Raw genomic sequence first — 20,581 nt, forward strand, 5'->3', positions numbered from 1 at the left:
GGGCGTGGCCGGTCAGGACGGGCGTGGCCGGTCAGGACGGGCGTGGCCGGTCAGGACGGGCGTGGCCGGTCAGGACGGGCGAGGCCGGTCAGGAGGGGCGTGGTGGTCCGGCCCACCCGAGGGACCGTTCCACGGCCCGCTGCCAGTTCGCGTACTCCGCCTCCCGCCGCTCGGCATCCATGTCGGGCAGCCACTGGGCGGCCCGGTGCCAGTTGCGCCGCAGCACCTCCAGGTCGGGCCAGTAGCCGGCGGCGAGTCCGGCCGCGTACGCGGCGCCCAGGGAGACCGTCTCGGCGACCATGGGCCGTACCACGGGCACGTCGAGCACATCGGCCACGAACTGCATGAGCAGGTTGTTCGCGGTCATGCCCCCGTCCACCTTGAGCTGCTGCAGGGAGACCGAGGAGTCGGCGTTCATGGCGTCGACGACCTCCCGTGTCTGCCATCCCGTGGCCTCCAGCACGGCACGTGCCAGATGTCCCTTGGTGATGTACGAGGTGAGGCCGACGATGACCCCGCGGGCGTCGCTGCGCCAGCGGGGGGCGAACAGACCTGAGAAGGCGGGGACGATGTAGGCGCCGCCGTTGTCCGCCACCGTCCGCGCCAGCGTCTCGATCTCCGGGGCGCTGCTGATCAGGCCGAGCCGGTCACGGAACCACTGCACGAGGGCGCCGGTGACGGCTATCGACCCCTCCAGCGCGTAGCACGGCGGCTGGTCGCCGATCTGGTACGCGACGGTCGTGAGCAGCCCGTGCCGGGACCGCACGACGTCGGTGCCCGTGTTGAGCAGCAGGAAGCTGCCCGTGCCGTAGGTGCACTTGGCCTCGCCCGGGGAGAAGCAGGTCTGGCCGAAGAGGGCGGCCTGCTGGTCGCCCAGGGCGGCCGTGAGGGAGACACCCGGCAGCAGCGACCGTGCCTCGCCGTACAGCTCGGCGGACGAGCGGATCTCCGGCAGCATCGCGCGGGGCACCCCGAAGAAGTCCAGCAGTTCGTCGTCCCAGGTGAGGGTGCGGATGTTCATCAGCATCGTGCGGCTGGCGTTGGTGGCGTCGGTGATGTGCAGCCCGTTGTCGGTGCCCCCGGTGATGTTCCAGATCAGCCAGCTCTCGATCGTTCCGAACAGCACCTCGCCGTCCTTGGCGCGCTGCTCGACCCCCTTGACGTGGTCGAACAGCCAGCGGATCCGCAGTGCCGAGAAGTAGGTGGAGGGCGGCAGCGCGCACCGTTGCAGGAAGAACTCCTCGCCGGGCCGCCGGACGAGGTCCTCGACCAAGTGCGCGGTACGGGTGTCCTGCCAGACGATCGCCCGGCCCACCGGGGCACCGGTCCGCCGGTCCCAGAGCACGGTCGTCTCGCGCTGGTTGGCCAGACCGATGGCGGCGACCTGCCCCGCGTCGGCGCCCGCGCCCGACAGGGCCTCGGGAACCACGCGCCGCAGGTTCTGCCAGATCTCGACGGCGTCGTGCTCCACCCAGCCGGGCCGGGGGAAGTGCTGCTCGTGCTCCCTCTGCGCCACCGAGACCAGCCGCCCGCGGTGGTCGAACAGGATGCACCGGGTCGAGTTGGTGCCCTGATCGACGGACATCACATACCGTTCAGCCATGATCGGGTCTGCCTTCCGACGGGTCGATGGGCGGCTGTCCTGGCCTACCAGCGGGCGGCTCCCAGGTCTCTGGAGATCGCCCGGGCGGCTTCACGGATCAGACCGATCAGACCGGCACGGGGATGGTTCTGGCTGTCGGAGATCCGCTCGACCGGCCCGGACAGCCCGACGGCGCCCACGACGAGACCGCCGTGCCCCCGGATCGGCGCGGCGATCCCGGCCTCGCCCATGCTCATCTCCTGGATCTCGGCGGCCCACCCGACCTCCCGGACCGCCGCGAGCGCCCGGGCGAGCTGCTCGGGGTCGACCAGCGTGTGCCGGGTGTACGCCTCCAGCTCCCCCTCGGTGGTCGCGGTCCCGTAGGCGAGCAGCACCTTGCCGAGCGAGGAGGCGTGCAGGGGCAGCAGCGCGCCCACGTCCAGGGTCTGGAAGGTGTCGTCGGGCCGGAAGACGTGGTGGACGATGAGGACCTGGCCCTCCAGCGGCGTGCCCAGGCGCACCGCCTCCCCGCTGCGGGCGGCCAGCGCGTCGGCCCAGTTGAGGGAGCGCGAGCGCAGCTCGTTGACGTCCAGGTAGCTGGTGCCCAGATGCAGCAGGGCGGCTCCGAGCTGGTACTTCCCGGTCGCCGCGTCCTGCTCCACGAAGTCCACGTGCTGGAGTGTGCGCAGGATGCCGTGGGCGGTGCCCTTCGCCAGCCCGAGGGAGGCCGCCACCTCGCCGAGCCCCAGTCGGCGGGGCCCACCGGCGAGCAGACGCAGGATCGCCGCCGCCCGTTCGATCGACTGGACTGGGCCGGCCATGAGGCGAGCCTATTACCGCCGCGCGGGCTTCGCCCCACGGAGCCGGTGGACCGCCTCGGCACGGGCCCGTTCGGTAATGCCGACCCCCGTTCATTGACCCGCCCGATTTGTCTCCATAGCTTGCTCTGAGGCACGGAACGCGCCGAGTCACGGCGCCGGACCGGCAGCACACACCAGGAGAGAACATGGTGGCACAGCTCAACACGCTGCTTCGGGCGGCATACGAACACGTGTGTCCGGTGCCGCCCGTCGCCGGTGCCGTCTCGGTGGTGCGCCGGCGGGTGGCGGCACTCCTGACCGACTGGAGCGTGTGTCCGGAGATCGTGGAGGACTCGCTGCTGGTGGTGTCGGAGCTGGTCACCAACGCGATCGTGCACGCCCGGCCGCCCGCCGAGCTACGGATTTCCTGGGTGCGCGGCGCGGGCTGCCGCACCCTGCGGATCGAGGTCACCGACGCGGGGACGGCGCTGACGGCGGGCCGATCCCTCGTCGGTATCGACCCGGACGAGCACGGCCGGGGCGAGGCGATCGTCCACGCCCTGGCGACGTCTCACGGCATACGGGTCCACGCGGGCGGAGTGACCCGCTGGGCGGAACTCGCGGTGGCCTGAGCGGCCACGGTGCCGAGCCACGCAGCCGCCCACCGGACGCCGTGGTGCCGAGCCGGGCACACGGTCTCCGTGGCGCGGAGCTATGCCCGCGCGGTGGACGCCGTGGTCGGCAGCCGGGCCCCCGGGTCGGACGGGGCGCGGACCGGGCCCTCCTCGGCCCGCTTGCGGAGTAGCAGCAGGGCGGCGTCGTCGTGCAGCCGGCCGCCCACGTGGGCCAGCAGTTCGTCGTGGAGTGCGCGAAGCGTGCGCGCGGGCTCTTCGGACGCGTGGCGGGCCACACCCTCGGCCAGCGGATAGAACTCCCGGGCGTGGTCACGGGCCTCGATGACCCCGTCGGTGTAGAGCAGCAGCTGGTCTCCCACCGCGAGGGGCAGCCGCTGCAGACCCGGGACCTGGCCCGAGAGGGCGCGCAGCCCGAGCGGTGGAGCAGGACGGGCGGCCTCCACCGTGACGATCTCCCCGGCCGCGGATATCAGCAGCGGAGGCGCGTGTCCGCAGTTGACGATCTCCAGGTCTCCCGAGCCGGTGTATCCGGCGACCACGGCGGTGACGAAGTCGTCCGGGCCGAGGTTGCGCGCCAGGCTCCGCTCGATCCGGTCGACGACGGTGAGCAGGTCGGGCTCGTCGTAGGCGGCCTCACGGAAGACGCCGAGGACGAGCGCTGCGGTACCCACGGCCGGCAGCCCCTTGCCGCGCACGTCACCCACGATCAGCCGGATGCCGTGCGGAGTGGGCACCAGGGCGTACAGGTCCCCACCGATCCGGGCCTCCGCGGCTGCGGCGCTGTAACGGACGGCCACCTGGAACGGGCCGACGGTCTCCGGGACGGGCTGGAGCAGCGCCTGCTGGGCGGCCTCCGCGACCGAGCGGACGGCCGCGAGGACCCGCTCACGGCGGCCACGCATCGCGCTGGCCAGGCAGCTCGCGGCGGTGACGGCCAGCAGGGCGGACACCACGGCCGCCGGTTCGCGGGCGGGGGCCGCGTGCCCGATGCCCAGCGCCGTGCCCAGTGCCGCCGCGAGGAGGCCGACGAAGACGACACCGCGCGGGCCGTTGGTGGCCGCCGCCAGCGCGGGGCCGGCCGCCAGCAGCGGCAGCCACGGCATCCCCGCCCCGGTGGCGACGTCGACGAGCACGACGACGGCGACGACGAGAAGGGGAAGCAGAGGCGTTCCCACGACCGCCTGCCCGGCGGCCCGCCGGCGTGCCGGTACCGGGACGCGGGCGGCCCGTCGCCCGGACAGCCGCCTCGGTGTGTGGTCGCCACCATGGTCTCGGGGCTGGCTCATGTCGTGTCCGCTGTCCTCGCCTGTAGGGGGTGCACACCCGGAATGTCTGTTTCGTCAAGGAAACGGGCCGGGTGAGGGCGGCCACAAGGAGCGGATTTTCAGATAGTGAGCGACATTCCCCGGGTCACCCGGCTCGCGATCGGCAGGAGCTGGCTCCGGATCTCCTGGATCCGGTCCCGCCGCTCCACCGGGAGGGAGACGCCGAGCGAGCCGGGCGTGTCCCCGCGGTAGACGGGCACGGCGACGCACACGGTGCCGAGCGCGTACTCCTCCAGGTCCGTGACGGCCGGTGCCAGGGGCGGCGCGTCCAGCCGGCGGAGCAGTTCGGGGAGGCTCGTGATCGTCCGTGGTGTGAGGTCGGCGAGGTGGTGCCTGGACAGGTACTCGCGGCGCGCCTCCTCGTCCAGCTCGCGCAGCACGGACTTGCCGAGAGCGGTGGCATGGCCCGCGTCCTCGAAACCCACCCAGAGGTCCACGCGCGGCGCCCGGGGGCCGTCCACGATCTCGGCGACCCTGATCTCGCCGTCCTCGTAGAAGGTGAGGTAGGCGGCGGTGCACAGTTCGTCCCGCAGGGCCGCCAGCGCCGGGCGCACCCGGCTGAGCAGCGTCTGGGTGCCGCCCGCGGTGTGCAGGGTGCCCACCCTGTCACCCAGGACGAAGCCGCCGTCCCCCAGTTTCCGCACGTAGCCGTCGTGCAGGAGGGTGCGCAGCAGGTGGTAGGCGGTCGCCAGGGGCAGCCCGGTCTCGCGCGCCAACTGCTTCGCCGGCGCACCGTTCTCGTGCGCGCTCACCGCCTCCAGCAGCCGCAGGGCCCGCTGCACGGACGTGATGAGGGTGGGGCCGTCCCGAGCACCCATAGGCCCAGGTTGCCCCTGCCACCCGGCCCCGGCAAGGCGGAGCCGGCACCGGCCGCGCCACCGGTCCCCACGACACCCCGGCCACCGGTCCCCACGACACCCCGGCCACCGGTCCCCACGACACCCCGGCCGCCGGTACCTGTGCGGCACGGCCACCGGTACCTGTGCGGCACGGCCACCGGTACCTGCGCGGCACGGCCGCCGGTCACACGGGTCGTGCGGCCGCCGGTCACACGGGTCGTGCGGCGGCCGGTCACGCGGGTCGTGCGGCGGTCGGCGGGGTCGTCCGGGAAGGTGCCGTGGCCGGCCGCCGGGCCCTCGTCAGTGGCGCGTGGTGGCGATGCTCACCGCGTTGGCCGCCACCACCGCCCCGATCCCCGCCCACTCCGCGCCGCCGAGGTCCTGCCCCAGGACCACCCGGCCGACGACGGCCGCCAGCACCGGGTTGACGCTCATGAACAGGCCGAACGTCTGCGCCGGCACATGGCGCAGCGTCAGCAGGTCGGTCAGGTACGGCACGGCCGAGGAGAGGACACCGGCGGCCACGGCGCACAGCACGGCACGGGCCGTCGGCGGATGGGAGAGCGCGAGGACGACGCCGACGGGCAGGAAGGCCACGGCGGACACGGCGGAGGCCGCCGCCGCGCCCTGCGCGCCCGGGACGCGCCGTCCGACGGTCCGGTTGAGCAGGATGTAGGACGCCCAGCAGCAGGCGGCGACCAGGCCGAGGCCCATTCCGGTGTAGTCGGCGGAGGGGCGAGGACGCAGCAGGACCACGACCCCGGCCGCGGCCAGTACCGCGCACCCGGCGTCCAGCCGGCGCCGGGACGCGGCCAGCGCGATCGTGAGCGGCCCCAGGAACTCCAGCGTCACGGCGAGGCCCAGGCCGATCCGGTCGACGGCACTGTAGAGGCTGAGGTTCATCGTGCCGAACACGCCGCCCAGCAGCAGCACCGGCCACCACTGCGCCCAGGTGAAGCCGCGTGGCCGGGGCCGGGCCACCGCCAGAAGCACGAGCGCGGCGACGTACTGCCGTACCGCCACCACGCCCAGCGGGCCGAGGACCGGGAAGGCCAGCGCGCCCACGGCGGCGCCGGTCTGGTTGGACAGCCCGCTGCCGGCCATGGCGGCCACCGCGGCCGTCCGCCGGGAGCCGGGCCCGCGCGCGGGACCCGCCACCGGCACGGACCCGGACGCGGCCGGGAGTTCGAGAGCTCGTCGCATGCGACCGAGCGTGCGCCGCGCTCACCCTTGCGCAAAATGCATGAACCAGTCGATCTATACGATCAGCGTATGCACGACATCGACCTGCGGCAGCTTCGCTGTCTGGTGGCCATCGCGGACGAGGGCACCTTCACCGACGCGGCGATCGCGCTCGGCGTCTCCCAGGCAGCTGTCTCCCGCGCCCTGGCCGCCCTCGAACGCTCGCTGGGGGTACGGCTCCTGAGGCGCACCTCCCGCGAGGTGACCCCCACCCCCACCGGGCTGCGCGTGCTGGCCCAGGCCCGGCGGGTCCTCGCGGACGTGTCCGACCTGGTCCGCGAGGCCACCTCCGGGCGCACCCGGCTGCGCGTGGGGTACGCCTGGTCGGCGCTGGGCCGGCACACGGTCGCCTTCCAGCGGCGCTGGAGCGCGGCCCACGCGGACACGGACCTGTACCTGGTACGGGTCAACTCGCCGTCCGCCGGACTAGCCGAGGGCGCCTGTGATCTCGCCGTCGTGCGCCGGGCGCCGGACGACCGGCGCTTCGGCAGCGCCATCGTCGGGCTGGAGCGCCGGCTGTGCGCGCTCGCCGCCGACGACCCGTTGGCCCGGCGCCGCTCCGTGCGGCTGGCCGACCTCACCGACCGGCTCCTGCTCGTGGACCGCCGTACCGGCACGGCCACCCCCGGGCTGTGGCCGCCGGGAGCGGGTCCGGCCACCGAGGAGACGCATGACGTGGACGACTGGCTGACCGTCATCGCCTCGGGACGCGGTATCGGAGTGACGGCCGAGGCGACCGCGCACCAGTACCCGCGGCCCGGTGTCGTCTACCGGCCGGTGCGCGACGCCGAACCCGTCGCCGTCCGCCTCGCCTGGTGGCGCGAGGACCCGCATCCGTCGCTCCAGGCGGCGCTGGAGCTGATCACCGACCTGTACCGGAGCGGCTGACGCGGCACACCGCGCCCCGGACGGCCGCCCGGCCGGGGCCACCCGCAGCACCGGGTCCGCCTCCCACCGTGCCGGGGCCACTTCGCCGTACGGGGTCCGCCTCTCACCGCGCCGGGGCCACCCCGCCGTACCGGGTCCGCCTCTCGTCGTGCCGGGGCCACTTCGCCGTACCGGGTCCGCCTCCCACGGTGCCGGGGCCACCCCGCCGTACCGGGTCCGCCTTCCGCCCTGCCGGGTCCGCCCGCCGTACCGGGACCCTTCCCGCCCTGCCGGGGTGCTCCCGGGGCGTCCGCCCGGCGTACCGGCCCGCGCACGGACCCGGCGCCGATGCCCCCCCCGGCGCCTACCGTCCAGTAATATCCGGCGGCAGGCCACCCGAGGAGGAACCGTGTCCCGGTCCGAACGCTCACCCCTGCTCCTGGCCGGCCTGCTGGCCGCCGCCGGGGTCGCCCACTTCGCCGCCCCGCGGCAGTTCGACGCGCTCATCCCCCGCGTGCTGCCGGGCTCGCCGCGCACCTGGACGTACGGCAGCGGTGTCGTCGAGCTGGTCCTCGCCGGCGCCGTCGCGGCGCCTCGCACGCGCGTGCCGGCCGCGAAGGCGGCGGCGGCCTTCTTCGTCGGGGTCTTCCCGGCCCACATCCAGATGGCCGTGGACTGGCGCCACCGCCCGGCGCCGCTCAGGGCGGCCGCCCTCGCCCGGCTCCCCCTCCAGGTGCCGCTCGTGCTGTGGGCGCGCGGAGTGGCCCGGAACGGAAAGGGGCGGTCATGACCGGTCGCATCGCCGTCGGGGACAGGGTCGAGGACTTCGCCCTGGCCGACGAGTCCGGCACCGTCCGCCGGCTCACCGGTCTGCTGGCCGACGGGCCCGTCGTGCTCTTTTTCTACCCCGCCGCCCTCAGCCCCGGCTGCACCGCCGAGGCCTGCCACTTCCGCGACCTCGCCGCGGAATTCGCGGCGGTCGGCGCCCGGCCGGTCGGGATCAGCGGGGACACCGTCGACAAGCAGCAGGAGTTCGCCGGCCGGCACGGCCTCGGCATGCCGCTGCTCTGCGACACCGACGGTACGGTCCGCGAGCGGTTCGGCGTCCGGCGCGGCTTCTCGCCGGTCCCCACCAAGCGCGTCACGTTCGTGATCGCCCAGGACCGTACCGTCCTGGAGATCGTCCGCAGCGAACTGCGCATGAACAGCCACGCCGACCGGGCTCTGGCCGCCCTGCGCGCCCACCGGGGGTGAGCCGGAAGGCCCCGCGGCTTGATGCGCCGGGCCAATCGGAACATCCTTGGGCATATGGAGCCTGTCGCCGCCGTGGCGGTCCTCGATGCGCTGGGCAGGGTGACCGGGTGGAGCGAGGGCGCGCGGCTGCTCACCGGCCACCGGGCCGACGACGTCGTGGGCCGGCCGGCGGCGGACCTGCTGGCCGACGGCGTCGCCGACGCCACGATCACCGCGCACTCGGGGATCATCGTCCTGCGGCACCGGGACGGCTACCGGATCGAGGTGCCCGTGACCGCCTGCCCGGTCACCGACGCCGGCGGAACCCACACCGGCTACGTCGTCACGGCCGACCAGCCCGAAACCAGGCTGGCCGCCCAGGCGTTCGACCAGGCGTCCATGTCCATGTCGGTGTTCGACCTCCAGCAGCGCTACCTGCGCGTCAACGACGCCGCCTGCAAGGTGATGGGCGTGTCCGAGGTCGCGCTGAACGGCCGTTTCTTCCCGGACACCGTGGGGGACGCCGACTACCACCACGGCTTCCTGCACCACCTCCGCGAGGTCGCCGAGACCGGCCGGCCCGTCCGCTACGAGAGCTTCGCCAGGGCTCCCGCCCTGAACCGGGAACACCTGTGGAGCATCGAGATGTGGCCCCTGCGCGCCGGCTCCGGCGAGGTGACCGCCGTCGGTATCGCCGCCTTCGACAACACCGAGCAGTACTGGGCCCGGCGCCGTCTCGCCCTCCTCAACGAGGCCGCCACCGGCATCGGCACCACCCTGGACGTCGTCCGCACCGCGGAGGAACTGATCGAACTCCTCGTCCCGAGCTACGCCGACTTCGTCAGCGTCGACCTGCTCGACTGGGTGCTCGGCGCGGAGGAGCCGCCGGCCCTGCCGGACGCCGGTGTCGAGCTGCGCCGGGTCGCGCACGGCTCCGCCCGTCCCGGCAACCCCGGGGCCGCCCTGCGCATCGGCGAACCCCACGTCTACCGTCCGGCCCTGCCGCCGGCGCGCGCCCTGCGCGAGGGGCGGGCGGTGGTCAGCCAGGCCGGCGAGCCCGAGTTCGTCGAATGGCTCGCGGAACGCAACGCACGCTCACCCGAGGGAAGCCCCTACCGCAAGGGCGTCCACTCCATGGTCGCGGTCCCCCTCCTCGCGCGCGGCACCACCCTGGGCGTGGCGGTCTGCGTCCGCATGGCCCACCCGGACGCCTTCGGCGCCGACGACGCCGTGTTCGCCGAGGAACTCGCCAGCCGCGCCGCCGTCTGCGTCGACAACGCCCGGCGGTTCGCCCGCGAACGCTCCACCGCCCTCGCCCTCCAGCGCAGCCTGCTCCCGCGCGGTCTGCCCAAGCAGGCCGCGGTCGAGGTCGCCCACCGCTATCTGCCGTGCGGTTCGGTGGCCGGCATCGGCGGCGACTGGTTCGACGTGATCCCGCTCTCCGGCGGCCGGGTCGGCCTGGTCGTCGGAGACGTCGTGGGCCACGGCATCCAGTCGTCGGCGACCATGGGCCGGCTGCGCACGGCCGTGCGCACCCTCGCCGACGTCGACCTGCCCCCCGACGAACTCCTCACCCACCTCGACGACCTGGTCACCCATCTCGCGGGCGACGGCAGCGGGGAGGAGATCGCCGAACTCGGCGCGACCTGCCTGTACGCCGTGTACGACCCCATCTCCCGCCGTCTCTCCCTGGCCGCCGCCGGCCACCCGCCGCCCGCCGTCATCCTGCCGGACGGCACCGCCGAACTCGTTCCCATGACCGCCGGGCCACCGCTCGGTGTCGGCGGTCTGCCGTTCGAGGCCACGGAACGCGAACTGCCCGAGGGCTCGGTCGTCGCCCTCTTCACCGACGGGCTGATCGACTACCGCGACCAGGACCTCGACGGTGCCGCCGACGAACTGCTCCGGGCCTTCCGCGCACCCGCCGGGTCCCTGGACACCCTGTGCGACAACGTCCTCAACGCCGTCCTGCCGGACCCGCCGGGCGACGACGTGGCCCTGCTCCTCGCGCGCACCCGGGCCCTCGGCGCCGACCGCGTCGCCACCTGGGACGTCCCGCCCGACCCCGCCGAGGTCGCCGTCGTCCGGCAGGCGGCCACCGAGCAACTCGCCGCGTGGGGACTGGCGGAGGCGTCCTTCGTCACCGAACTCGTGGTGAGCGAACTCGTCACCAACGCGATCCGCTACGGCGAAGCGCCCATCCAGCTGCGCCTCATCCGCGACCGCGCCCTCATCTGCGAGGTCGCCGACGCGAGTTCCACCTCCCCGCACCTGCGCCGGGCGCACGCCTACGACGAGGGCGGCCGGGGACTGCTGCTCGTCGCCCAGCTCACCCAGCGCTGGGGCAGCCGGCAGACCGCCGCGGGCAAGACCATCTGGGCCGAACAGCCGCTGCCCGACGCCTGACCACGGGACGGTTCCGCAGCCTGCGACGATGCCCGCCCGGGGACCAGGTGTCACTCCCGCGAGGCGTCGGCGGCGACGTCGTAGAGGTCGAAGACGATGCCGAGGTGGTCGTCACTCCCGCGAGGCGTCGGCGGCGACCTGCGCGAGCGTGCGCCCGGTGCGCGCCGAGCGGGCCCGGCGGGGATCCGGGGTGCCGTGCCCCTCCGACCGCGCCGGCCCCTTGCGCACCAGCAGCCAGGCATCCTCCTCGTCCGTGCCGCCGCGGAAGCGGGTGAGGGCGTACTCGCCGTGCAGCTTGGTGCCGTGCAGCCGGAAGGTGGCGTGCCCCCGCTCCAGGGACTCGGCGAAGTCCACGGGGTGCCCCCGGCGGTCGTGGCTGAGCGGTTCGTACGTCCCGTGGTCCCACACGATCACGGTGCCTCCGCCGTACTCGCCCTTCGGGATGACGCCCTCGAAGTGCTCGTACTCCAGCGGATGGTCCTCCGTCGGCACCGCCAGCCGCTTGTCCGCCGGATCGCCGGACGGCCCCTTGGGGACCGACCAGGACTTCAGGACGTCGCCGACCTGGAGCCGGAAGTCGAAGTGCATCCGGCGCGCGTCGTGGATCTGCACCACGAACCGGGGTTCCCCGCCGCCGTCCTCCGGTGCCTGCCCCGACGGCTCGTGGGTCCGCTCGAAGTCGCGCTTGCCGCGGTACGTCCGCAGCCGGTCCTCCGCTGCCACGTGCGGGCTCCTTCCCTGCGTCCTGCTCACGCGCTCACGCGCACCCGCGTCCTGCTCACGCGCATGCGTGATACGCACGCGCGCGTCCTGCTTGCGCGCGCCCGCGTCCACGAGCGCGCGCGTGCTGGCTGACACGCACCGGGTGCCGCCGGTCCGCGTCCGCCGACGCGCCCCCGGGTACCCCGGAGCCGGTCGTTCAGCCCGCGACTCCGTCCAGCTCCGCCATCGCGTCGTCCGGCAGCTCCAGGCTCGCCGCGGCGATGTTCTCCCGCAGGTGGGCGGGGGAGGAGGTGCCGGGGATCAGCACGATGTTCGGGGAGCGGCGCAGCAGCCAGGCCAGTGCCACCTGCTGCGGGGAGGCCGCGAGGCGCGCGGCGGTCTTCGCCAGCGCCCCGGACTGCAAGGGGGTGAACCCGCCCAGCGGGAAGTAGGGCACGAAGGCGATGTTCTCCGCCGCCGTGCGCGCCAGCAGCGCGTCGTCCCGCCGGTTCGCCAGGTTGTACAGGTTCTGCACCGTCACCACGGGCGCGATCCCGAGGGCCTCGTCCAGCTGGGCGGCCGACGCGGTGCTCAGCCCGAGGTGCCGGATCAGCCCCTGCTCCCGCAGTTCGGCCAGCGCGCCGAACTGGTCGGCGACGGAGTCCTCGTTCGGGGTGTCCATGTCGCCCAGCCGCAGATTGACCACGTCCAGGGTGTCCACGCCGAGGTTGCGCAGGTTGTCGTGGACCTGCGCCCGCAGGTCCACGGGGTGCCGGGAGACGATCCAGCTGCCGTCGGCTCCCCGCCGCGCCCCGACCTTGGTGATCAGGCGCAGGCCGTCCGGGTAGGGGTGCAGGGCCTCCTTGATGATCTCGTTGACGACGACCGGGCCGTAGAAGTCGGCCGTGTCGATGTGCGTGATGCCCGCCTCCACCACCGCCCGCAGCACCGCGACCGCGGCGTCCCGGTCCCGCGGCGGGCCGAAGACGCGCGGCCCGGCCAGCTGCATGGCGCCGTATCCCACGCGGGTCAGGGTCAGTCCCGTGGCGGGGGTGACGGTGCCGCCGAGCTGTGCAGTCATGTCGTACCTCTCAGGATGTCGGACCCCGGTCCCTCCCGGCGGCCTCGGTGCCCAGCCTGCGCCCGGCCGGCCCGGCACGGCAGTGCCCCCGCGATCCCGGGAGTGACAGGGCCAGGCAGCCGGCCGGGGGCAGAACTCCTCGTGCGTCTCCGGGCCACGGCCGGGTCACCGCCGGGCCGCGGCCGAGCCACCACCGGCCACCGCCGGGCCGCGGCCGAGCCACCACCGGCCACCGCCGCGCCGCGGCCGGGCCACCGCCGGGCCAAAGCCGGGCCCCTCCCGACACCGGCCCCGCTGCGGCAGCCCGCAAGTCCGCCCCGGTGTCCACCGGCCGGTAACCGTCAGCCGTGTCCCTGCCTGTGCGCCCGTCGGCCGGTATCCGTCGGCCGGCATCCGTCGGCCGTGTCCGTGCCTGTGCGCCCGCCGGGCTCACCGATAGGGTGAGCGGTGATCAACCGGACGAGCACCGGAGGGCGCATGACGGCGGACGGGACGGTCAGCAGCGGGGCGGAGCCGGTCGCGGGCGTACGGGTGCGGCCGGTCGCCGGGTACATCGGCGCCGAGATCACCGGCGTCGATCTCGCCGGCCCGCCGGACGACGCGGTGACCGCGCTCATCAGGGACGCGGTGCTGCGCTGGAAGGTGGTCTTCTTCCGCGGGCAGCGACTCGACCACGCCGCTCACGTCGCCTTCGCGCGCCGTTTCGGCGTGCCGGTCGTCCTCGGCCGGCGCGGCGGTGCCTCCCCCGCGGACTTCCCCGAGGTGGAGACCACGGCGGACCGGCTGGAGCTGGGCGGCCGGTTCGGCATGGAGCACGAGGAGTGGCTGCGGCGCCGCCGGCACACCCTGCTGCGGGGCTGGCACTGCGACCACGGCGCCCGGATCGACCCGCCGGCCGCGACCATCCTGCGCGCCGAGACCGTTCCGCCCTACGGCGGCGACACCACCTGGGCCAACCTGGCGGCCGCGTACGCCGGACTGTCCGCCCCGGTCCGCGCCTTCGTGGACGGCCTGCGCGCCGAACACCGGCTCGGCGTCGGCTACCAGCCCCGGCCCGGCGACGACGGGTACCTCCGCCACCTGCTGGACCATCAGGTGGCCTCCGTGCACCCGCTGGTCCGGGTCCACCCGGAGACCGGGGAGCGGGTGCTGTTCGTCAACGGCTACTACCTGGAGCAGATCCAGGACGTCTCCCGGCCGGAGAGCGCGGCGCTGCTGGAGATGCTGCTGGAACAGGCCGTGCGGCCCGAGTACACGGTCCGCTTCCGCTGGGAGCCCGGCAGCGTCGCCTTCTGGGACAACCGGGCCACCATCCACCTCGCCCCCGGCGACCACACCCAGGTGGACGCCCCGCGGATCATGCACCGGGTGATGCTCCAGGGCGACGTGCCGGCCGGGGTGGACGGGCGGCCGTCCGAACCCCTCACCGGTACGGCGGTGGGGAAGTGGTGACTCAGCCGCCGGGCCGCCACCCGAGCGCCGGTCCCAGCCGCTCCGCCATGTCCGTCAGGATCTGCACGTAGTCCTCGTGCTCGAACGTGAACGGCAGCGCGAACGCCACCTCGTCCACCTCCCGGAAGGCCGCGTGCGCGGAGAGCTGTTCGGCCAGCTCCGCCGAGGTGCCCACGAGGTCCGGTGCGAACAGCAGTCCGGCCGGCCCCTGCGGGGAGGTGGTGCGGGGCAGCCGGCCCGCCGCGTACCGCGCGTACTTGGCGCGCTGCCCGGCGCTCGCGGAGTCCGTGGGGATGACCACCAGACCCTGGGAGACCCTGGCCGCGTCGCCGTCGGGGTGGTGCGCCCGGAACTCCCGGATGTAGGACAGCTGGATCTCGGCGAAGTCCGGCGGCCCGCCCTCGCCCCCGGCGTTGCCGTTTCCGCCGCCGGAGTCCTCGGTTCTGACGACGCTGCTGGTCAGGAAGTTCATGCCGTGCTCGCCGGCCCAGCGCGCCGACCGGCGGCTGCCACCGCCGTACCACAGCCGCCGTCCGAGTCCGGGGGACTGCGGCTGGACCACGTCCGAGAAGACCTCGATGCCCTCCACTCCGCTGAAGTCGGTGGCCGGCTTGCCGCGCACCAGGTCCAGCAGCCGCCGCACCCGCTCGTAGCCGAAGTCCTCCGCGTCGGCGGTGTCGGGGTAGAGGGCGCCCTTGACCTGCTCGTAGTGCGCCGGCGGCCCCACGCTCACCCCCGCGTTCAGCCGGCCGCCGGACAGGACGTCGACCGTCGCCAGGTCCTCGGCGAGCCGCAGCGGGTTCTCCCAGCCGAGCGGTGTGACCGCGATGCCCAGCCCGATGCGGCGGGTCCGCTGCGAGGCGGCGGCCAGGACGGCGACCGGGGACGAGATGCCGTACTGCAGGTGCCGGTGACGGACCCAGGCGGTGTCGAAGCCGAGCCGCTCGCCCAGTTCGATGATCTCCAGCGTGGACTCGTGGCCCCGGCCGGGATCCGCGCCGTCGAACAGGCCCATGGTGAGAAAACCCAGCTTGCGCAAGGGGCGAGAAGGGGACGGCACCGGCTCCTCCAGCTGTCGTGTGGCGGCTCTGCCCCGATTCTGGCAGGCGAGTGTGACAACCGTGTGATCAGTTCGTCCCGGCCCGCGGCAGCGGGATCACGACCTCGTCCTCGACCGGTGGATCGAGTTCCTGCGCGCGGTTGCCCGTCGCGGCGAAGCAGCGCAGCCGGACGGCGTCCGCGGTGACGTCCAGCCGCAGGAAGCACTTGAAGAACGGCGGACTGTAGGTGGCGGAGGACGGTGAGAACAACTGGGTGTAGATCTTCCGCACCGGCAGCCGGAACCGGGCCTGACGGTCGGGGCGGCGACCGGTGCCCAGCAGGCCGGCGACCAGGCGGCCCCGGCGGGTGACGCGGGCTTCGGGACCGGGGGCGCGGCCCGGTTCGATGCCGAGCCGTTGGCTGACGACGGCCGTCGCCTCCGCCTCGCTCAGGCGGAACAGACGGCGCAGCCGCAGCCGGCGGCCGTAGAGGCGGCTGTAGAAGGCGAGCGAGTCGCCGCGCAGCGGATAGCAGCGGAACTCGCGTTCGGTGACACCGCCCACCGACACCCGCGGGATGGTGTGCGTGGCGTGCATGAACGCCCCGCCGCCGCCCGCCACGACGTACTGCACGGTGCGGCCGTCCACCGTGACCGGATAGCGCTGGTAGTTGTGGATGTCGCCGCCGATCGCGGCCACGTAGTGGTGCTCCGGGGCCCGGACGATGTCGTCCACGGTGCCGCCGCCCTCGATGGGACAGGGGTGGTGCTCGCCGTCGACGTACAGCGGTGAGCCGGAGACCAGGATCTTCGGCCGGGGGCCCCGGGAGATCTCCCGCAGCCAGGCGCCCTGTTCGGCGTCGACCGTGCCCAGCAGACCGGTGTCGATGCCGACGATGCGCACCGGCCCGGCGTCGATCGCCCAGTACGGGCCCGGCTGCACCGCCTGTTGGCCCGGCGCCGACCGCAACGCCCGTGCCTCGGCCAGTCGTTGCCCGTCCGAGGGCCGCGCCCGGTGCCACAGCAGGGAACGCCACCAGGCGCGGGTGAGCGGGCGGGGCCGGGGCTCGGGGTCGAGCGGCGGGGTGTCGCCGCAGAAGACGCGCATGAAGCCGCCGAGGTCCTCGTACCAGTCGTGGTTGCCCGGTATCGCGTAGATCGGCGCGGGGTAGTCCCGGTAGGGCCGGAAGAACTTGCTGCCGTAGTCGTCGGCGCTGCCGACGGGGTAGATGACATCGCTGGCGATCACGGCGAACTCCGTGTCCCGGCTCGCTTCCAGAAAGCCCGGGACGACGGCGTACTGGGAGTCGTCCCCCTCACCGGTGTCCCCGAGGACCATGAAGGAGAACCGTTCCGGCACCTCCCGTCGGACCAGCTTGTCGGCGGGCGCGCCCGCCGCGGCCCGCCGGGCCACCCAGCGGCTGCGGGTACGACCGGTCGGGTCGCCGAACCAGGACGCCAGGACGCCGTTGCGGGCGGCCCACAGGATCCGCGGGTTCAGCCACGACAGCTTCTCGACGTGGTCCGGCATCAGCCGCTTGTACGTGCCGGGTTCGGCCGCGCCCCAGCCGGCGCCCTGTGCGGTATCACGTGAGGATTCAGACACGCGGTGCACGGTAACAACGCCCCGGCCGCGCGCGGGATGCCGGGGCCCGGTGCCCGCGCACCGGCCGGTGGCCGCCCTTGCCCTCGGCCGGCGTCGGGTTTCCAGGGTTTCGGCTGCGGATCACCGCGGCCGGCGGGGCGCGCGGTCAGGGCTTGCGGGCGAGTCCGCCGTGCTCGGCGACGACCTCCGCGGCGGGCGAACCGGGCTCCGGGCGCCACCGGGTGACGGAGACGACGCCGGGCTCGACGAGTTCCAGACCGTCGAAGAACGCGGTGATCGCCTCGACCGTGCGCAGGTTGTACGGGACCGCCCCGCTCTGGTTGTAGGCATCCTGCGCCCGCTCGAAGACCGGGTCGATGCCGCGCGACCCGTCGTTGACGGACAGGTAGCTGCCCGACGGCAGGGCGTCCATGAGCCGGCCCACGATCGCCCGGGCCCGGCCGTGGTCGGCGACATGCCCGAGGATGTTGCTGAGGACGAGCGCCGTGGGACGGGTGAGGTCGAGCGTCCCGGCGGCCTTCGCGATGATCCGGTCCGGGTCGGTGACGTCGGCGTCGACGTAGGCGGTCGCGCCCTCGGCGGAGGAGTAGAGCAGCGCACGGGCGTGGGCCAGGACCATCGGGTCGTTGTCGACGTACACGATCCGTGCCTCGGGAGCGAGCCGCTGGGCCACCTCGTGGGTGTTCTCGGCGGTCGGCAGACCGGTGCCGATGTCGAGGAACTGCCGGATGCCCGCCTCGGAGACGAGGTGCGTGATGGTGCGGCGCAGGAAGGCACGGCTGCTGCGGGCGATGGTGACGATGCCGGGGAAGACGGCCGTGTACGCGTCACCGGCGGCCTCGTCGACCGGGTAGTTGTCCTTGCCGCCGAGCCAGTAGTTCCAGATGCGGGCCGAGTGCGGCACCGAGGTGTCGATCTTCTGGTACGCCGCCGGCTCGGGCGCCGTCGCCGGATCGGTCATGCGGGTGTCCTTCTTTCCGCCGGGACAGGGATGGGCCGGAGCCCAACCTACGTCCGAACACCCGCCCGGCCCCTAAGGGTTCACGATTCCGGCGCGTCGGGAAGCGGTTCCGTGGTCTGCCCGGGAGACGAAGGGGAACGGACCGCCCGGGCACGGTGGAGCACCGCCGGGACGAGGCGGCCGCGCGAATCGGGACCGGTAGGGAAAACCCTCGATTGACCCGCCGTGAGGTGACATGGCTCGGTCAATGCTGTCATTCTCCGTCAGCACGCTGATCCGCCCCACCGGTTCACGGATCACGGCCCCGCACAGCTCAGCTCGCCCGGGCAGCAGACCCCTCTGCCCGTCTGTCACCGGCCGCCGACCGGCGGCCGCAGCAGGAGGAGTACGAGTGAGACCCCACAGACCCCTTCCCCACAAGCGCGCCACGGTCGGAGCCGCACTGGTCTCCACCGCCGCGTTCCTCGCCGTCGGCCTGCAGGCCGTCCCGGCGACCGCCACCCAGGCCGCACCCCACCCCGGCTCGCTGCGCACCGGCGGCACGGAGGCCGAGCTCAGCCCGGCCCAGCACCGGGCGCTGGTCGAGAGTGCCCAGCAGCACACCGCCACGACCGCCCGCACCCTCGGTCTGGGCGCGCAGGAGAAGCTGGTCGTCAAGGACGTCGTCAAGGACAACGACGGCACCGTGCACACGCGTTACGAGCGCACCTACGCCGGTCTGCCCGTCCTCGGCGGCGACCTCGTCGTGCACACCCCGCCGGCCTCGCTGGCCAAGGGGACCGTGAGCACCACCTTCAACAACCAGCGCAAGATACAGGTGCGCTCCACCAGCGCGACCTTCACCAAGACGGCCGCCCAGACCAAGGCGCTGAAGGCCGCGCAGGCCATGGACGCGAAGAAGCCCACCACCGACAGCGCCCGCAAGGTGATCTGGGCCGGCCACGGCACCCCGAAGCTCGCCTGGGAGACGGTGGTCGGCGGCTTCCAGGACGACGGCACCCCCAGCCAGCTGCACGTCATCACCGACGCCACCACCGGCAAGGAGCTGTACCGGTTCCAGGCGGTCAAGACCGGCACCGGCAAGACCCAGTACAGCGGCACCGTCACGCTGGGCACCACGCTGTCGGGGTCGACGTACCAGCTGAACGACACCACGCGGGGCGGTCACAAGACCTACAACCTCAACAAGGGCACCTCCGGCACCGGCACGCTGATGACCGACGCGGACGACGTCTGGGGCGACGGCACCGGGGCCAACACCCAGACCGCCGGCGCGGACGCCGCCTACGGCGCCCAGGAGACCTGGGACTTCTACAAGAACACCTTCGGCCGCAGCGGCATCCGCAACGACGGTGTCGCCGCCTACAGCCGCGTCCACTACAGCAGCGGCTACGTCAACGCCTTCTGGGACGACAGCTGCTTCTGCATGACCTACGGCGACGGCACGGGCAACACCCACGCCCTGACCTCGCTGGACGTGGCCGGCCACGAGATGACACACGGCGTCACCTCCAACACCGCGGGCCTCGAGTACAGCGACGAGTCCGGCGGTCTGAACGAGGCGACCTCCGACATCTTCGGCACGGCCGGCGTGGAGTTCTACGCCAACAACTCCAACGACGTCGGTGACTACCTCGTCGGCGAGAAGATCGACATCAACGGCGACGGCTCGCCCCTGCGGTACATGGACAAGCCGAGCAAGGACGGCGGTTCGGCGGACAGCTGGTACAGCGGCGTCGGCAACCTCGACGTGCACTACTCCTCCGGTCCGGCCAACCACATGTTCTACCTGCTGGCCGAGGGCAGCGGCACCAAGGTCATCAACGGTGTGACCTACAACAGCCCGACGTCCGACGGCGTCGCCGTCACCGGCATCGGCCGCGCCGCCGCGCTGCAGATCTGGTACAAGGCGCTGACGACGTACATGACGTCCAGCACCGACTACGCGGCCGCCCGCGCCGCCGCCCTGCACGCCGCCTCGGACCTGTACGGCGCGAACTCCGCGCAGTACGCCGGAGTCGGCAACGCCTTCGCCGGCATCAACGTGGGCAGCCACATCAACCCGCCGGCGAACGGGGTGACGGTCACCAACCCGGGCAACCAGTCCGCCACCGTCGGCACCGCCGTGAACCTGCAGATCCAGGCGAGCAGCACCAACAGCGGCGCGCTGACCTACAGCGCCACCGGTCTGCCGGCCGGCCTGTCGATCAACGGCTCGACCGGTCTGATCTCCGGCACGCCCACCACGGCTGGCACTTCCAGCACCACGGTCACGGTGACCGACTCCACCGGTGCGACCGGAACCGCCACCTTCTCCTGGACGGTCAGCACGACCGGCGGCGGCTGCTCCTCCCAGCAGCTGCTGAGCAACGCCGGCTTCGAGTCCGGGAACACCGGCTGGACGGCGAGCAGCGGCGTCATCACCACCGACAGCGGTGAGGCGGCCCACGGCGGCTCCTACAAGGCGTGGCTGGACGGCTACGGCAGCACGCACACCGACACGCTGTCCCAGTCGGTGACGATCCCGGCGGGCTGCAAGGCGAGCCTGACCTTCTACCTGCACATCGACTCCGCGGAGACCACCACCAGTGCCCAGTACGACAAGCTGACGGTGACCGCGGGTTCGAAGACCCTGACGACCTACTCGAACCTCAACAAGGCCGCGGGTTACAGCCAGAAGACCTTCGACCTGTCCTCGCTGGCGGGCTCGACGGTCACGCTCAAGTTCAACGGCGTGGAGGACTCCTCGCTGCAGACCAGCTTCGTCGTGGACGACACGGCCCTGACGACCAGCTGAGTTCTTCCCGTGAG

At 73.4% G+C, this 20,581-nt stretch carries 17 protein-coding genes; 7 read left to right on the forward strand and 10 right to left on the reverse strand.

Annotated elements, in window-relative coordinates; genetic code table 11:
- Positions 1 to 88: 88 nt before the first annotated feature.
- Positions 89 to 1,603 (reverse strand): glycerol kinase GlpK, encoded by a 1,515-nt coding sequence (glpK, locus tag GT045_RS16815; RefSeq protein ID WP_161293125.1) that lies wholly within the window; start codon positions 1,601 to 1,603, stop codon positions 89 to 91.
- Positions 1,604 to 1,647: 44 nt separating this feature from the next.
- Positions 1,648 to 2,403 (reverse strand): IclR family transcriptional regulator, encoded by a 756-nt coding sequence (locus GT045_RS16820; protein ID WP_161293123.1) that lies wholly within the window; start codon positions 2,401 to 2,403, stop codon positions 1,648 to 1,650.
- A gap of 185 nt (positions 2,404 to 2,588) precedes the next feature.
- Between GT045_RS16820 and GT045_RS16825 the strand changes: the two genes are divergently transcribed.
- On the forward strand, positions 2,589 to 3,014 hold the full coding sequence (locus GT045_RS16825) for an ATP-binding protein (RefSeq protein ID WP_161334669.1): 426 nt from the start codon (positions 2,589 to 2,591) through the stop codon (positions 3,012 to 3,014).
- 80 nt (positions 3,015 to 3,094) lie between these two features.
- On the opposite strand, the gene GT045_RS16830 is transcribed toward GT045_RS16825, so the two are convergent.
- From GT045_RS16830 to GT045_RS16840, 3 genes are all read right to left on the reverse strand, one after another.
- Positions 3,095 to 4,303: a PP2C family protein-serine/threonine phosphatase gene (locus GT045_RS16830; protein ID WP_161293118.1), complete on the reverse strand. Its 1,209-nt coding sequence runs from the start codon at positions 4,301 to 4,303 to the stop codon at positions 3,095 to 3,097.
- Positions 4,304 to 4,401: 98 nt separating this feature from the next.
- On the reverse strand, positions 4,402 to 5,160 hold the full coding sequence (locus GT045_RS16835) for an IclR family transcriptional regulator C-terminal domain-containing protein (RefSeq protein ID WP_161287315.1): 759 nt from the start codon (positions 5,158 to 5,160) through the stop codon (positions 4,402 to 4,404).
- Between the two features lie 321 nt (positions 5,161 to 5,481).
- Complete coding sequence (locus tag GT045_RS16840) at positions 5,482 to 6,294, reverse strand: EamA family transporter (protein WP_161287317.1); 813 nt, start codon at positions 6,292 to 6,294, stop codon at positions 5,482 to 5,484.
- Positions 6,295 to 6,453: 159 nt separating this feature from the next.
- Here GT045_RS16840 and GT045_RS16845 point away from each other — a divergent pair, with 159 nt between their 5' ends.
- From GT045_RS16845 to GT045_RS16860, 4 genes are all read left to right on the forward strand, one after another.
- Entirely contained in the window at positions 6,454 to 7,311 is an 858-nt protein-coding gene (locus GT045_RS16845) for a LysR family transcriptional regulator (protein WP_161334670.1), read from the forward strand.
- Positions 7,312 to 7,699: 388 nt separating this feature from the next.
- On the forward strand, positions 7,700 to 8,080 hold the full coding sequence (locus GT045_RS16850; protein ID WP_161288927.1) for a hypothetical protein: 381 nt from the start codon (positions 7,700 to 7,702) through the stop codon (positions 8,078 to 8,080).
- On the forward strand, positions 8,077 to 8,544 hold the full coding sequence (locus GT045_RS16855) for a peroxiredoxin (protein ID WP_161334671.1): 468 nt from the start codon (positions 8,077 to 8,079) through the stop codon (positions 8,542 to 8,544). The genes GT045_RS16850 and GT045_RS16855 overlap by 4 nt, the downstream gene beginning before the upstream one ends.
- A gap of 54 nt (positions 8,545 to 8,598) precedes the next feature.
- Entirely contained in the window at positions 8,599 to 10,929 is a 2,331-nt protein-coding gene (locus GT045_RS16860; protein WP_161334672.1) for a SpoIIE family protein phosphatase, read from the forward strand.
- Between the two features lie 111 nt (positions 10,930 to 11,040).
- Here GT045_RS16860 and GT045_RS16865 read toward each other — a convergent pair whose 3' ends face one another.
- Positions 11,041 to 11,652 (reverse strand): DNA polymerase ligase N-terminal domain-containing protein, encoded by a 612-nt coding sequence (locus GT045_RS16865; protein ID WP_161334673.1) that lies wholly within the window; start codon positions 11,650 to 11,652, stop codon positions 11,041 to 11,043.
- 196 nt (positions 11,653 to 11,848) lie between these two features.
- Positions 11,849 to 12,712: an oxidoreductase gene (locus GT045_RS16870; RefSeq protein ID WP_161334674.1), complete on the reverse strand. Its 864-nt coding sequence runs from the start codon at positions 12,710 to 12,712 to the stop codon at positions 11,849 to 11,851.
- 477 nt (positions 12,713 to 13,189) lie between these two features.
- On the opposite strand from GT045_RS16870, the gene GT045_RS16875 reads away from it, so the two are divergent.
- Entirely contained in the window at positions 13,190 to 14,164 is a 975-nt protein-coding gene (locus GT045_RS16875; RefSeq protein WP_161296646.1) for a TauD/TfdA family dioxygenase, read from the forward strand.
- A gap of 1 nt (position 14,165) precedes the next feature.
- Here GT045_RS16875 and GT045_RS16880 read toward each other — a convergent pair whose 3' ends face one another.
- The 3 genes from GT045_RS16880 to GT045_RS16890 form a co-directional block, all read right to left on the reverse strand.
- Positions 14,166 to 15,224, reverse strand: coding sequence for an LLM class flavin-dependent oxidoreductase (locus GT045_RS16880; protein WP_161334675.1), 1,059 nt, complete (start codon positions 15,222 to 15,224; stop codon positions 14,166 to 14,168).
- A 67-nt stretch (positions 15,225 to 15,291) separates the two neighbouring features.
- Positions 15,292 to 16,809 carry a metallophosphoesterase gene (locus GT045_RS16885; RefSeq protein ID WP_345942665.1) on the reverse strand — a complete coding sequence of 506 codons (1,518 nt, stop codon included), beginning with the start codon at positions 16,807 to 16,809 and terminating at the stop codon, positions 15,292 to 15,294.
- 145 nt (positions 16,810 to 16,954) lie between these two features.
- Positions 16,955 to 17,770 (reverse strand): SAM-dependent methyltransferase, encoded by an 816-nt coding sequence (locus tag GT045_RS16890; protein WP_161334677.1) that lies wholly within the window; start codon positions 17,768 to 17,770, stop codon positions 16,955 to 16,957.
- A 391-nt stretch (positions 17,771 to 18,161) separates the two neighbouring features.
- Between GT045_RS16890 and GT045_RS16895 the strand changes: the two genes are divergently transcribed.
- Positions 18,162 to 20,567 (forward strand): M4 family metallopeptidase, encoded by a 2,406-nt coding sequence (locus GT045_RS16895; RefSeq protein WP_161334678.1) that lies wholly within the window; start codon positions 18,162 to 18,164, stop codon positions 20,565 to 20,567.
- The last annotated feature ends 14 nt before the right edge of the window (positions 20,568 to 20,581 follow it).

The sequence above is a fragment of the Streptomyces sp. SID486 genome, from assembly GCF_009865385.1.
Classification (GTDB): Bacteria; Actinomycetota; Actinomycetes; order Streptomycetales; family Streptomycetaceae; genus Streptomyces.